Annotated in this window: 11 protein-coding genes; 10 read left to right on the forward strand and 1 reads right to left on the reverse strand. The window is 44.9% G+C overall.

Annotated elements, in window-relative coordinates:
• Positions 1-138 precede the first annotated feature (138 nt).
• The 3 genes from EV202_RS12070 (at position 139) to dnaA (ending at position 4,037) form a co-directional block, all read left to right on the forward strand.
• A complete protein-coding gene (locus tag EV202_RS12070) occupies positions 139-1,389 on the forward strand; it encodes an N-acetylmuramoyl-L-alanine amidase family protein (protein WP_131927232.1) in 1,251 nt (416 codons plus the stop codon).
• Positions 1,390-1,402: 13 nt separating this feature from the next.
• Positions 1,403-2,296 carry an MlaD family protein gene (locus tag EV202_RS12075; RefSeq protein ID WP_131927233.1) on the forward strand — a complete coding sequence of 298 codons (894 nt, stop codon included), beginning with the start codon at positions 1,403-1,405 and terminating at the stop codon, positions 2,294-2,296.
• 352 nt (positions 2,297-2,648) lie between these two features.
• Positions 2,649-4,037: a chromosomal replication initiator protein DnaA gene (gene dnaA / locus EV202_RS12080; RefSeq protein ID WP_131927234.1), complete on the forward strand. Its 1,389-nt coding sequence runs from the start codon at positions 2,649-2,651 to the stop codon at positions 4,035-4,037.
• Positions 4,038-4,085: 48 nt separating this feature from the next.
• Here the strand turns inward: dnaA and EV202_RS12085 are convergent, their stop codons facing one another.
• A complete protein-coding gene (locus EV202_RS12085; RefSeq protein ID WP_131927235.1) occupies positions 4,086-4,820 on the reverse strand; it encodes an NADPH-dependent oxidoreductase in 735 nt (244 codons plus the stop codon).
• Between the two features lie 346 nt (positions 4,821-5,166).
• On the opposite strand from EV202_RS12085, the gene EV202_RS12090 reads away from it, so the two are divergent.
• The 7 genes from EV202_RS12090 (at position 5,167) to EV202_RS12115 (ending at position 15,357) form a co-directional block, all read left to right on the forward strand.
• A complete protein-coding gene (locus EV202_RS12090; RefSeq protein ID WP_131927236.1) occupies positions 5,167-7,704 on the forward strand; it encodes an adenosylcobalamin-dependent ribonucleoside-diphosphate reductase in 2,538 nt (845 codons plus the stop codon).
• 184 nt (positions 7,705-7,888) lie between these two features.
• Positions 7,889-10,585, forward strand: a complete 2,697-nt coding sequence (locus EV202_RS12095; protein WP_131927237.1) for a 4-alpha-glucanotransferase — start codon at positions 7,889-7,891, stop codon at positions 10,583-10,585.
• Between the two features lie 136 nt (positions 10,586-10,721).
• Positions 10,722-11,087: a dihydroneopterin aldolase gene (gene folB / locus EV202_RS12100; RefSeq protein ID WP_106070371.1), complete on the forward strand. Its 366-nt coding sequence runs from the start codon at positions 10,722-10,724 to the stop codon at positions 11,085-11,087.
• A 33-nt stretch (positions 11,088-11,120) separates the two neighbouring features.
• Entirely contained in the window at positions 11,121-12,809 is a 1,689-nt protein-coding gene (locus tag EV202_RS12105; RefSeq protein WP_131927238.1) for a tetratricopeptide repeat protein, read from the forward strand.
• 139 nt (positions 12,810-12,948) lie between these two features.
• A complete protein-coding gene (locus tag EV202_RS15095) occupies positions 12,949-13,113 on the forward strand; it encodes a hypothetical protein (RefSeq protein ID WP_165899426.1) in 165 nt (54 codons plus the stop codon).
• The gene (locus EV202_RS12110) at positions 13,110-14,720 is read left to right on the forward strand and encodes a hypothetical protein (protein ID WP_106068089.1); all 1,611 of its coding nucleotides are present in this window, start codon (positions 13,110-13,112) and stop codon (positions 14,718-14,720) included. Before EV202_RS15095 ends, EV202_RS12110 begins: the two co-directional genes overlap by 4 nt.
• A gap of 73 nt (positions 14,721-14,793) precedes the next feature.
• Complete coding sequence (locus tag EV202_RS12115; protein ID WP_164996196.1) at positions 14,794-15,357, forward strand: DUF5025 domain-containing protein; 564 nt, start codon at positions 14,794-14,796, stop codon at positions 15,355-15,357.
• The last annotated feature ends 176 nt before the right edge of the window (positions 15,358-15,533 follow it).

The raw sequence follows: 15,533 nt of genomic DNA on the forward strand, positions 1-15,533 counted from the left end.
TTCTGTGGTAAAAAAAAGAGACTAATCATTCGATTGAAAATAACTCCGGATTATTGAAAAAATATTCAGATAGGCAGAACTTAGGGGTAAATGATGAGTTTTCTATAAAATTCCACTACATTTGCAAAGTTTTTTAATATGGCATTATATAGACGTTACATATTATATATAGGTATATGCTTGGGCTTGCTTGTCTTTCCCTGCTGTATAGTAGGCGTTGAAGCCAAAGATTTTGTTGTCGTTATCGACGCTGGCCACGGCGGACACGATCCGGGAGCCGTGGGCAAGATATCCAATGAGAAAACCATCAACCTGAATGTGGCATTGAGGTTGGGAAGGCTGATTAAAAAGAACTGTCCCGACGTGAAAGTGATTTATACGCGCGAAAAAGACGTGTTTATTCCGCTCGACCGCCGGGCGGAGATAGCCAACAATGCCAAAGCAGACTTGTTCATCTCCATACATACCAATGCGTTGTCCAATAACCGGACCATTCAAGGGGCTTCCACTTGGACGTTGGGTCTGGCAAAATCGGATGCCAATCTGGAGGTAGCCAAACGCGAAAACTCCGTTATTCTATACGAGAACGATTACAAGACACGCTATGCGGGGTTCAATCCCAACTCCGCCGAATCGTACATCATTTTCGAGTTCATGCAAGACAAATATATGTCGCAAAGCGTACACTTGGCGGCTCTTGTGCAAAAACAGCTCCGCAACACCTGTAAACGCGTGGACCGTGGGGTGCATCAAGCCGGCTTCCTCGTATTGAAAGCCAGTGCCATGCCCGGCATTCTGGTAGAACTCGGCTTTATCTCCACTCCGGCGGAAGAGCGTTACCTGAATACGGAGGAAGGCATCACATCCCTTGCCAACGGCATCTTTCGCGCATTCCTTACCTACAAGCGCGAACAGGAAATCCGGCTGAAGGGAAGCAGTAATACGGTTTTGCCGGAAGAGACGGAGGCGGTGGTTGATTCCGCACAAGATACTGCCGCCGACATTGTTCAAGCAGAACCGGAAAAAACGGTTGCTGCCTCCGCCGGCGTCGCCCGCTCCACCGGTGAATCTACAAAAAAAGCGGAAAAAAACACTTCTGCTGAAACAGAACAGAGTGGTATTGTGTTTAAAATACAGATACTTACCTCTTCACGACCTCTGGCAGGAAACGACAAAAGATTCAAGGGGCTGAAAGGTGTGGAGTCTTACCGCGAAGGCGGAATCTATAAATATACCTATGGAGCGTCGTCCGACTATAATCAAGTACTGCGTAATAAGCGCGGCATTGCCGATAAATTTAAGGATGCGTTTATCATAGCTTTCAAGGATGGAGAGAAAATGAACATCAATACAGCCATCAGCGAGTTCAAGAAAAGCAGAAATAAATAAAACAAGATACATAATGAAGTATATTACAAAAGAAGTCAGAATAGGAATAGCCGGTATAGCTGCGCTCTGCATATTGGTATATGGCATTAATTATCTGAAAGGCATCAACATGTTCAAGCCTTCCAGCTATTTCTATGTGGAATTTCAGAATGTGAACGGACTGACGAAATCCAGTCCGGTTTTTGCAGATGGTTTCCGTGTAGGTATTGTACGCGATTTGTATTATGATTATACACGGCCCGGAAAAGTGGTTGCTGAGATAGACGTCAATCCGGAACTGCGCATACCCAAAGGCAGTACGGCGGAATTGGCAGCCGAGATGCTCGGTGGCGTGAAGATGACACTGCTGCTTGCCAATAATCCGCGCGAAAAATATCAAATAGGAGATACGATTCCCGGCCTGTTGAACAACGGCGTGATGGAAAAAGTAGCCTCCATGATGCCGCAAGTAGAAAAGATGTTGCCTAAATTGGATTCTATCCTTGCCTCTTTGAATGTGATATTGGCCGACCCCTCCATACCTGCAACTCTGCACAATATGCAGCATCTGACGGCCGATATGGCTGTTACAAGCCGGCAGCTGAGGACGCTTATGCATAATGACATCCCGCAACTGACCGGTAAACTGAATAGCATAGGGGATAACTTTGTTCTCATATCAAACAACCTGAAAGAAATAGACTATGCTGCTGCCATGCAAAAAGTAGATGCTACTTTGCAGGATGTAAAAAAGATTACAGATAAGATGACAAGAAAGGATAATACCGTCGGGCTTCTGCTGAACGATTCTTCTCTATACAATAATTTAAATGTCACTACCGCCAATGCGGCAAGCTTGCTCGAAGATTTAAAAACGCATCCGAAACGCTATGTCCATTTCTCTTTGTTCGGAAGAAAAAATAAGTAAGAGAATGGCTTTATATAGATTTTGTCTAAATAATGCCCGCTAAGCAAAACATAAGAAAAAACTCATCTACTCTATACGAAAAGCAGGAAAACGGCTTTCTGCTTATATCGGCCGACTAAAATGAATACCCGGGATTTATTCGATTAATTTCCTGTATACCAGGATGTTGCATTTATGCAATACGCCGGTTTTGAGGGCGTGCTTATAAGAAAAAGATAAGTTGCTGAAAGTAAACAGCTTATTATTATCTGTGGAAAACGCAAGAAAAAACAGATTTGTTTTTTTCAAATAAGATTGCCAATTTTGCAATTGTAGAAGTTATGCTTAATCAATAAATGTAGTTATAGCCGTTATGAGTGAAATAAATCATGTCGGGCTGTGGAATCGTTGTCTTGAAATTATAAGAGACAATGTGCCGGAGCAGGCATATAAAACATGGTTTCTTCCCATCATCCCATTGAAATATGAGGACAAGACACTGGTAGTGCAGGTGCCCAGCCAGTTCTTTTATGAGTATCTGGAGGATAAGTATGTGGACTTATTGCGAAAGACGCTCTATAAGATTATTGGTGAAGGGACGAGGCTGATGTATAATATAATGGTTGACAAGAGTTCGCGGAAAACCGTGGATTATGAATCGACCCGGCGCACCATTATTCCTCAAAAAACAGTGGTGGATAAGGTGATTCCGCAAGTCCCTGTTCCGGAACTGGATCCGCACTTAAACCCGGAGTATAACTTTGAAACATTTATTGAGGGTTACAGCAACAAACTGTCACGCAGTGTGGCAGAAGCGGTTGCGCTCAATCCTGCTAAAACGATCTTTAATCCGTTGTTCTTGTATGGAGCTTCAGGGGTGGGAAAGACTCACCTGGCTAATGCCATCGGTACCAAGATAAAAGAACTGTATCCGGAAAAGCGCGTATTGTATGTATCTGCCCATCTGTTTCAGGTGCAGTATACTGACTCTGTGCGCAACAACACGACCAATGATTTCATTAACTTCTACCAGACCATTGACGTTTTGATCATTGACGATATACAGGAATTTGCTGGCGTGACCAAAACGCAGAATACTTTCTTCCATATCTTCAACCACCTGCATCAGAACGGCAAGCAGCTTATTCTGACTTCCGACCGTGCGCCTGTGCTGCTGCAAGGCATGGAGGAACGCTTGATTACGCGTTTTAAATGGGGCATGGTGGCGGAACTTGAAAAACCTACCGTAGAGCTTCGAAAGAATATTCTGAAAAATAAGATACACCGCGACGGCCTGCTGTTTCCGCAGGAGGTTATTGACTATATTGCTGAGAACGTAGGCGACAGTGTGCGCGATTTGGAAGGTATTGTCATATCTATCATGGCTCATTCCACCATCTATAATAAAGAGATTGATCTGGAACTGGCGCAGCGCATTGTTCGCAAGGTGGTGAACAGCGAAAATAAATCCGTAACGGTAGATGATATTATCAATGTCGTATGCAAGCATTTCGGCATAGATACGGCAGTTATTCATACGAAATCCAGAAAACGTGAAGTGGTGCAGGCAAGGCAGGTAGCCATGTATCTGGCTAAAAACCATACGGATTTTTCTACTGCTAAAATCGGGTCGCTCATCGGGCAGAAGGATCATGCGACCGTATTGCATGCTTGTAAGACCATCAAGGAACTGAAAGAGGTGGATAAAACGTTCCGGGCGGAAATAGACGATATTCAGTCGGCGTTGAAGAAGCGGAATTGAAAGTGAAAGAGATTTCGGATAAAATAAAGAAAAAAAGTAAGCAGGGCTTCAAAAACCCTGCTTTTTCATTGTCTCCCATAAAATTTTCGACATGGCTTCGTTGTCTCTCTTTGTATAACGCACATCGGTAAAGACCTGAGCCAGCGTTTCCTTGTTGTTCTCCTGCACAAACTGCCGATTTTCGGGAAGCGATTCTTTATGAGCATACAACCGGTTGATGTCTTCGGCAGTATAGTCATGATAGACCTCTTCGTGCACGATTGCTTCCAAAGGCAGGCGGTCTGCTTGTGCCGGCAATTCGGCAGGCCATCCCACTGTGACGGTGGTAATCGGAAAGACCAGTTCGGGTAATTCCAATGCTTCGACAATCATCTGAGGATTATACGTTGTAGTGCCCAAATAGCAGATGCCCAGCCCTTTCTCTTCGGCAGCCACACAAAATGTTTGTGCCACTAACAGTGCGTCGATAGCTCCTGTCACAAACCATTCGAAGTTGTCATATCCCGGTTCGGCATTGCGCTGCCGGCACCACTTGCTGAAACGGCGTAAATCAATGCAGAATGTAAGTACCACCGGTGCCGTTTGTACCATGGGTTGATTAAAATGGGCGGGAGCCAGCTTTGCTTTACGCTCTGCATCGTGCGTTACAATCACACTGTAAACCTGCATGTTTCCGACCGTAGAAGCCCGGAAAGAGGTTTCGAGCAAATCATTTAACAAATCAGCAGAAATATCTTTCTGTTGGTATTTTCGGATTGTTCTCCGTTGTTTCATGTTTTCCATTCTCTTCTCTCTTTTTCTGCAAAGATAATGTAAACGGAGGATAAAATGTATTGGTGCTTCTAAAATATTTGCCCTCTCTTATATGAAATTGATGAGCTTTGTGTTTTGAGAGGTGCTCTGGGTTTTCCTTTTGGGAAAACTTTTTCCCTGTTTTGTTTTTGCTAATATGTTGTTGATAAGTATTTTATCTGTTTGTTTTGGAAAACTTGCATTCTTGATATAAAAAGTGATATTTTTATTTTGTAAGATGGAAAAACATTCATAGATTTGCAAACACATTTGTTAACGATAAGTACGACTTCTACAAATTTACTTATTTACAACTAAATCTTAGAGAAACAGCATCGTGGAAAAGAAAATTTATTCTTATGACGAGGCCTACAAAGAATCGTTACGATACTTTCAAGGCGACGAGTTGGCTGCCAGAGTTTGGGTAAACAAATACGCAGTCAAAGATTCTTTCGGTAATATTTACGAAAAGTCTCCGGAAGACATGCATTGGAGAATAGCCAATGAAGTGGCTCGCATAGAAGCGAAGTATCCCAATCCACTGAGTTCGGAGGAACTTTTTAATTTGCTCGACCGTTTTAAATACATTGTCCCTCAAGGAAGTCCGATGACAGGAATCGGCAACAACTATCAGGTTGCCTCCCTTTCCAACTGTTTTGTTATCGGTGTGGACGGTGAGGCCGACTCCTATGGAGCCATCTTCAAAATCGACGAAGAGCAGGTTCAGTTGATGAAACGTCGCGGCGGTGTAGGGCACGATTTGTCGCACATCCGTCCGAAAGGCTCTCCGGTGAAGAACTCGGCATTGACGTCTACCGGTCTGGTTCCTTTTATGGAACGCTATTCCAACTCAACGCGCGAAGTGGCACAGGACGGCCGGCGCGGTGCTTTGATGCTGAGTGTATCCATCAAGCACCCCGACTCGGAAGCATTTATCGATGCCAAAATGACCGAAGGCAAGGTGACCGGCGCCAATGTGTCGGTGAAGCTGACCGACGACTTCATGCAAGCTGCTGTTGACAACCAACCGTATATCCAGCAATATCCGATCGATGCTACCGAACCGATAGTGAAGAAAAATATCGATGCGTCTGCCTTGTGGAAGAAGATCGTGCATAACGCATGGAAATCCGCAGAGCCGGGCGTGCTCTTTTGGGATACTATTCTGAGAGAGTCGGTTCCTGATTGTTATGCCGATTTGGGCTATCGTACGGTGTCTACCAATCCTTGCGGTGAAATCCCGTTATGTCCGTATGACTCGTGCCGGCTGCTTGCCATCAACCTTTATTCTTATGTGGTCAATCCGTTCAAGCCCAATGCTTATTTTGACTTTGAGCTCTTCAAGAAACATGTAGAGCTGGCTCAGCGCATTATGGATGACATTATCGACCTTGAGCTGGAAAAGATTGAGCGCATCATGCAGAAGATAGATGGCGATCCCGAAGGAAATGACGTGAAGCAAACCGAACGTACGCTTTGGCAGAAAATATACAAGAAGAGTGGTCAAGGACGTCGTACGGGTGTAGGCATCACTGCCGAGGGTGACATGCTTGCAGCCTTGGGCTTGCGCTATGGCACAGAGGAGGCTACTGAGTTCTCTGAGAAAGTGCACAAGACCGTGGCGCTTAGCGCTTACCGTTCGTCTGTCCGGATGGCAAAGGAAAGAGGTGCCTTTGATATTTATGATACGGAGCGTGAGAAAAACAACCCGTTCATCAACCGTCTGCGTGAGGCCGATCCTGAGATGTACGAGGAGATGAAGAAATACGGGCGTCGTAACATCGCTTGCCTTACCATTGCTCCGACCGGGACGACCAGTTTGATGACACAGACTACTTCGGGCATTGAACCCGTGTTCTTGCCTGTATATAAACGCCGTCGCAAGGTGAACCCGAACGACACGAATGTACATGTGGATTTTATCGATGAAACCGGTGACGCTTTTGAAGAGTATATCGTTTTCCACCCGAAATTCGTAACTTGGATGGAGGCACAAGGTTACAACCCGGCCCGGCGTTATACGCAGGAGGAGGTTGACGCTTTGGTGGAGAAATCTCCTTACTATAAAGCAACTTCCAACGATGTGGACTGGCTGATGAAGGTAAAGATGCAGGGACGTATCCAGAAATGGGTGGATCACTCCATCAGTGTGACCATCAATTTGCCTAACGATGTGGATGAGGAATTAGTGAACAGATTGTATGTAGAAGCATGGAAATCCGGTTGCAAGGGCTGTACGGTTTATCGTGACGGCTCGCGTTCGGGTGTGCTCATCTCTACCAAGAAGGATAAGAAAGCCGATCTGCCTCCATGCAAGCCGCCTACGGTTGTTGAAACGCGTCCCAGAATATTGGATGCTGATGTTGTACGTTTTCAGAACAATAAAGAAAAGTGGGTGGCGTTCGTCGGATTACTGGACAATCATCCTTACGAAATATTTACCGGTGTGCTGGATGACGATGAAGGCATCATTCTGCCGAAGAATGTAGTCTCCGGGCATATCATCAAGAATGTGGATGAGAACGGAAACAAGCGCTACGACTTCCAGTTTGAAAACAAGCGCGGATATAAAGTGACCATCGAAGGATTGTCCGAGAAGTTCAACAAAGAATATTGGAACTATGCCAAGCTGATTTCCGGAGTGTTGCGTTATCGCATGCCCATCGAGCAGGTTATCAAACTGGTAGGTTCGTTGCAACTGGACAGCGAAAACATCAATACATGGAAGAATGGTGTGGAGCGTGCCTTGAAGAAATACATTCAGGATGGAACGGAAGCCAAGGGCAAGAAGTGTCCGAACTGTGGCAACGAAACATTGGTTTATCAGGAAGGTTGTCTCATCTGTAAGACGTGCGGTGCTTCCCGTTGCGGATGATGGTTTGAATGTGTTGAGGTGTTTTTGTGCCGGTTTTTCTTACCGACCGTTCATCGGTACCGGAACACAAACGTTTGCATAGGATTTTGAGAGGCTTAGGTCGCAGTAGCTGCATGATTATGAGTAATATTCCCTATACTTGCATAATCATTGCAGCTACTGCTATTTCTAAATCTAATATAATATGACACTATCATTTAATATTGAGTATCGTACCAACTGGGGCGAAGAAGTCAGAGTTCTGGGTTCTATTCCGGAATTAGGTGGCAATCGGTTTGATGAGGCATTCTCTCTGCATACAGTAGACGGTATCCATTGGACGGCGGAACTCGACATCCGGGTTCCGGAAGATAAAACAATCAGGTACAGCTACCATATCTGCAAGGATGGTAAGCCGGTACGTTCCGAATGGAATAGTCTGCCACGTATCCTGCATGTGGCAGACAATCCGAAGAAGACGTACCGTATAGAAGAGAGTTGGAAGAACTTGCCGGAGCAACAGTATTTTTACACCTCCGCATTCACCGAATCTTTATTGGCGCACCATGACCGCAGTGCTGCTCCTCGTTCTTATAAGAAAGGCTTGTTGATAAAGGCCTATGCTCCTTGCATAGATAGTGACCACTGTCTGGCACTTTGTGGAAACCAAAAAACATTGGGTGATTGGAATCCTGACAAGGCGGTTTTTATGAGTGACATTGACTTTCCCGAATGGCAAATCGAGTTGGATGCCGGCAAGATAAGTTTCCCTCTGGAATATAAGTTCGTTTTATACAATAAGAAAGAAGGTCGTGTAGTGGCTTGGGAGGATAATCCTAATCGCTATGTGGCTAATCCGCAGATGGAAGCCAATGAAACATTGGTTATCGGCGATCGTTACGTGTATTTCAATCTTCCTGCCTGGAAAGGTTCGGGGGTGGCCGTGCCCGTATTCTCCCTTCGTTCGGAAAAGAGCTTTGGTGTAGGCGACTTCGGTGATTTGAAGCGTATGATTGATTGGGCGGTAGCCACTCACCAGAAGGCTGTACAGATTTTGCCCATCAACGACACCACCATGACGCATACTTGGACAGACTCTTATCCTTATAACAGCATCTCTATCTATGCTTTCCATCCCATGTACGCCGACTTGAAACAACTGGGAAAGTTGAAAGATAAAGAGCAGATGGCCGAATTCGAAAAACGCCGGAAAGAGTTGAATGCCCTGCCCACTGTAGACTACGAGGCGGTCAATAAAACGAAATGGGACTATTTCCGTCTCATATTCAAGCAGGAGGGAGAAAAAGTATTGGCTTCGGATACCTTCCGCAACTTTTATGAGGCTAATAAGGAATGGCTTCGTCCGTATGCTGTTTTCAGTTATCTGCGCGATGCTTACAAGACTCCTAACTTCCGTGAGTGGCCTCGTTATAGCACTTATGATGCTGCAGAGATAGAGACATTGTGCCGGCCTGAAGCTGCCGACTATCCGCACATCGCTATCTATTATTATATACAGTTTAATTTGCACCTGCAATTGCTTGCTGCCACCGAACATGCGCGTGCCAATGGGGTGGTGCTGAAAGGCGATATTCCCATCGGCATCAGCCGCAACAGTGTGGAGGCATGGAAAGAGCCTCATTACTTCAACCTGAACGGTCAAGCCGGTGCGCCGCCCGATGATTTCTCGGTGAACGGACAGAACTGGGGATTCCCTACCTATAATTGGGATGTAATGGAGAAAGACGGTTATGCATGGTGGATGAAACGCTTCAGTAAAATGGCGGAATACTTCGATGCTTATCGCATAGACCATATCCTTGGTTTCTTCCGTATCTGGGAGATACCGATGCATGCCGTGCACGGCTTGTTGGGGCAGTTTGTTCCTGCCTTGGGCATGACGCGCGAGGAGATAGAAAGTTACGGATTGGCCTTCCGCGAAGACCTCTTCTTGAAACCCTATATCCACGAGTACTTTCTTGAACAAATGTTCGGCCCCCATGCCGATTATGTGAAACAGACATTTATTGAACCGACGGATGTTTGGGAAATCTATCGGATGCGTCCTGAGTTCGATACCCAGCGTAAAGTAGAAGCTTACTTTGTCGGGAAAACGGATGTTGACAGTATTTGGATTCGCGATGGACTATACGCCCTTATCAGCAATGTATTGTTTGTGCCCGACCGTACAGACCCGTATAAATACCATCCCCGTATCGCTGTGCAGCACGATTACGTCTATCGTGCACTGAACGACTGGGAGAAAGAAGCCTTCAATCGTTTGTACGACCAATATTACTACCATCGTCACAATGACTTCTGGGGACAACAGGCCATGAAGAAACTGCCGCAGCTGACACAATCTACCCGCATGCTGGTATGCGGTGAAGATTTGGGCATGATTCCCGACTGTGTGGCATGGGTAATGAATGAATTGCGTATTCTCTCTTTAGAGATACAGCGCATGCCGAAAGACCCGACGCAGGAATTCGGACACCCCGATTGGTATCCTTACCGTTCGGTGTGCACAGTCTCCACACACGACATGTCAACCCTGCGCGGTTGGTGGGAGGAAGATTTCCAGCAGACGCAGCGATACTACAACTCCATGCTCGGACATTATGGCAGTGCGCCCTCTGTGGCTACGCCGGAGCTTTGCGAGGAAGTGATACGCAAGCACCTCGAAAGCAACTCCATTCTCTGCATTCTCTCCCTGCAAGACTGGATGTCGATGGACGGAAAGTGGCGCAATCCCAATGCGGGCGAAGAGCGAATCAACGTGCCTGCCAATCCGCGGCACTACTGGCGCTGGCGTATGCATCTGACGTTGGAACAACTGATGAAAGCCGAAAGCCTCAATGAAAAGATCAGAGGGCTGATTGGGCAGACGGGCAGATTTTGAATGTGAAGAGATACGAAGGCACGGAAACGCAGAGGGGGAGAAGCCCTGTGTTTCCGTGCCTCGCTATATTCAAACAGTAAATATTTGTCTATCCCGTGAAATATCCGTAAGTTTGTGGCAAAGCAACTATCTTCGTATGTCCGGTTATATTTTTCTCGACAATCTCCTTTTCTTTGCCCATCACGGAGTAGGCGAACAAGAAACACTTTCGGGCAATGAGTTCATCGTAAACTTACGGCTGAAAGTAGACATTACGCAGGCCATGCACACGGACGATGTGGCCGATACCGTCAGCTACGCCGATGTGTACGAAGCCGTGAAAGCGGAAATGGCAGTACCTTCCCGGCTGTTAGAGCACGTCTGCGGACGAATTACCGACCGCTTGTTTCGCAACTTCCCGTTGATAGAAGAAATCCACTTGAAACTTGCCAAGCGCAATCCTCCCATGGGGGCGGATATTGAAGCGGCAGGTATAGAACTGACCCTTCAACGCTCTCTATAACTTTTATACCTTACATCCTATACGCATACACAGATGATGATAAACAGAATATACTCGGTGCTGCTTTTGTGCTTGTTTGTTTGCTGCGCCTGCTCGTCCGATAGGCAACAAGTGGAAAAACTCTTCGCACAGGCCGACTCACTATTGAATATACAACCCGACAGTGCGCTGCGACTGCTGCAAGTACTGCCTGCATCGCAAGAACTATCCCGGAGCGAGAGTGCGCGTTATGCGTTGTTGTTGGCGCAAGCCACAGACAAATGCGAGAAGCCGCTTTTTCCTTGTGACTCGCTGCTGGACATTGCTTTGGACTATTATGACAACGATGAAAAGGAATGCGCACTTGCTTTGCTCTACAAAGGAAGGTTGGAAGTAGAGATGGATCAAAGTGAAAGAGCCGTCGACTTCTTCCTGAAAGGGCTGAAAGTCATTGCCAAATTTCCCGAAGAAGCAGAAACCCATAGGCATCTGCTTAGTTCGTTGGGCAATGAATACTATAATGCGAATCTCTATGAAAGAGCCGGTCGTGCCTATCGGGATCTATATAAATATTGTACGGCATACAAAGATAAAGCGATAGCGCTGAACAGCCTTGCTTCTTACTATTCTGCCATAGAGAAAGACGATTCTTCACTTGTGCTTAAGCATAAAGCCTTGAAATATGCCCGAATGGCGAAAGATTCCACCATCATTGCCATGTCGGCACACAACCTAAGCGTAGATTATTATTGGAGAGATTTACCGGATACTGCATTGCATTATGCACAGATAGCTTTACAGTGGTATTTTGGCGGTAAAATGCAGAGTCATTATTACGCTCATATAGGAAGAGTCTTTTGGGATAAAGAAAGAACGGATTCTGCCATATACTACATCAATAAGAGTTTGGAAGAAAGTACAAATATCAGAAGAAGAGCCGCTGCATTATTAGACTTATCCAACATCGAAGAAGGGCAGGGAGACTATAAGACTGCCATAGCCTATCTGCAAGAGCATGTCTCGTTGATAGACTCTTTATATGCCTCAGACCGTTCCACTGAAATACAAAAGCTTATTCATAAATATGACATACAAACCAAGATACATGCCGAAAAAGAAAGAAGCGGGAATCTATTGAGGAATATGATCACAGGCTTTGTTCTTGTTTGCTTGCTTATCATACTCTTTTTTCGCGCACGCATCAATAAAAGGAAAAGGATGCAGCGTGTTTATGGGGAAAGGTTGGCACAAACCCGGAAGGAACTTTCCATTCTGCAAAACTCTATCGAAGAGAGTCAGCACATCATTACGCTGTTGCAGCGTGAACAAAGTGGCTTGATGCAGGAAAAGGAACAGAACCAAAAAGAGATAGAAGAGCGCGAAGCGCGCATCACAAAGCTACAAGGCGAGAAAATAAACTTGCGCAACTGGCTGTTCAAGCAAAGCGCTATATATAAGAAGATAATGAAGCTCTCTGAACAAAAAGTCTCGGATAAGAAAGAACTGAGCGTTTTATCGGGCGATGAGCTGGAAAAACTGACGGAAACCATCTTCGATATTTATGCCGACTATATAGCGGAGCAAAAGAGCCGGTATGGCAAGTTGACCAAAGAAGACTTGTTGTATCTGTGCTTGGATAAAATGGGATTTTCCTCCCAAGCCATATCCCTCTGCTTTGGGAATATAGATACACATGCGCTGGCTCAAAGAAAATATCGCATAAAAGAGAAAATGCAGAACTGAAAACACGATATTGTGATTATTGAGAAAGTGATTCTTTTGTAAATCAGCATGTTGCGATTTTGAAGTGTGATTTTATTTTGGCTGTTATCCCAATTCCTTCTTTTAATTTTGCCTCCGAAACCAATTAATAAAAACAGAAATGAAGGCAAAGATATTCATCTTTCTTTTAGCGCTACTGATTGTGGCACCGATGAATGCGGTAGTAAACCTGCAAAAACGAAAGCCACATGTTAAAAAACATTTGGAGGAAGTACGTGCTGTCACTCGTTCTCCCATCAATTATACCATAGATGTAAAAAGATGAAAAAGATGATTTTTATTTTTGCAAGCATGTTCTTTATGCTTGCATGTACGCAGGAGGAAAGTCTTCGTCCTGCCGATGAGAATGTGGCGTCTCAAACGTCGGAGTTGACTACAGCCGAAGCGCAAGTCAGGTTTGCGAAACTATTGTCGCAGGCGGCTTCAGGAAGTGTAGAAGTGCGTCGGTTTCTGAAGGCAGAAGCCACGAAGCAGTTCGACAACGATTACGATGTGTTTTATCCGCTTGTGAAGAACAAGATTGTTGCCGATGGTAAAAGCTTCAGGAACATTCTGCTTTCTTACACCACAGACCCGAAAGAACTAATAGAAATTGAGCGGTCGCAATTATTGCTGAATATCTTGATTCCGGATTTGACGCTTTTCTGGGACTTCAATGCAGAGAAGTGGGATGTGAACGATGCCGAAATAGTGGTGATGTGCCGGGATGACGAGAGCGACACCATGTATGAGAATGGAGAGAACATAGGCCGAATGGAGAAAGGGGAAATTCCCGGATTTCCTTGCTTGGTGGTGAAGAATAATGAGCGTATGAGGGTGAAAAGTGTAAATACCCGCTCGGGAGAAGCAACCTACGAGTTTGCAAGCGATGCGTTCGATGGCAGCAAGCGGACGGAAAGGCCGGTGACACGTCATTGGGAGAAAGATATGCCATTGGAAAAAACGGAAGATTTGTCTAAGGGAGTCAGCCCAAGCATCTTTAAAGCGGATATTGTACAAGCATGGAAAGAATTCAGAGGTATGACTCAAGCCTATCAAAGGGATTATATTTATTATGGTATTACCAGAGAAAACAAACCCGGCAATTTGAACAGAGCCATCAGAGAAGAACTGTTTCGGTTCAGGGTTCAGCCGGAGGCGTTCAGCAGAATTGCAGACCAAGAAAATAAAGACCCTAAATTAGAGACTACTTCGGAGAGAAAAAGATTTCTGACCAACCAAGAAATAATAAAGAGGGTATGGAATGACGGGAAATTTGAATTCCATTTCAAGTCATGTGTTGGTTCTGAGATTGAAGGTCAAGGAATGGGACATGTACTTACATTCTCCGTAGCTCCAAAAGATTTGTTTTCCATAGAGAAAGTACATGTTCATCACCGGAACAGCACTGCTTTCAGGCGTTCTAAGAACACTTACTCCGTGGATCCGGATAATTTGAGGTCTAAATGGTATTACCCCAAAAGCCATCATGCTGAAGATAACTATGTTTTTACACTACCTTGGGATTTATATACCAAGTCATTGGCAATACATATATTCGTAGAAGAACGTGATGATGCCCAAATAATAAAAGAAAAAACGACTGTTTTGAATGAGTTTTCCAGTAAGATGGACTTCTCTTTGGATGCAGGGACAGAGATTTCCGGGGTGAAGCTTGCTGCTAAATTAGGCTATGGCATTTCAACAACAAGGACTAACACTTCGGAAGCGGAGACCACCACAACATTAAATTCCGATGATCTGGGTACGCTTTCTTTCTTCTATTATGACCCTGTCATCAGGGGTGAACGTAATGGATTATACGATCTATATAGCGTATTTAACGGTACGGTAGCAGCAACTTTATTGCCAAGAGATATTCATAGATATTGATAAATGTGTATTTTTGCATATCAGTTGGAACGATAGCTATAAGTTATCTTACTTACAATAAATAATAATGGATATGAAGAATATTTCAATCATTCTCGCATGCTTGTCCTTTGGTATTCTCGTGTTTTCCTCCTGCCATGAGGACGAAGAAATCAACCCAAAAGATCTTGCCACATGGGGATATTTCGAAGGAACTATCAATGGGAAAGCCGTCTCCTTTGAAAATGAGGGTTGGGAAGATCGTATAGAGAAAAAGAATTGCAAAGAATATATTGAGGGAAGATACCCGAGAGTCAAAGGGAGTTGCATCGGTATCAATAAACTTGGAGAGTTAGGGAAAGAAGACGAGTTAGGAGTAGCCATCATGCTTATGAATCCGAAAGTAGGGGCACGTCATATTATAAATCACCCGTCAGCCTATTTTTACGATTATGACTATGACGGTGTGTTGGGGCGTAATTCCGATCAAATGTACTGTCTCACTCCTCGTCCCGACAAACCCGTGAAAGTGGATATCACGTCGGTGGAATATGATGGAGAGGGCTGGCCCCGTATCATTGAAGGCGAAATAGACGGTGTGCTCTACTTCAGGGATCAAGACTCGCTTACCATCAAAGGTAAGTTCGGGGTGAAATGATAGAGGCATACAAAAGTATTGCTGTCTGCTGAAACTTAAGGGCAAGCGATTTTATCATCTGCAATGTTCATAAACGAGCGTTGCAGATGTTTTTTTTGCAAAGTCTCTATATTCAAGGTGCAGAACTCAAGGGATAAACTTCTTGAATACATGGAATAAAGTTGTTTGTAGCGAAC

The organism is Prevotella heparinolytica (assembly GCF_004342845.1).
Lineage (GTDB): Bacteria > Bacteroidota > Bacteroidia > Bacteroidales > Bacteroidaceae > Bacteroides > Bacteroides heparinolyticus.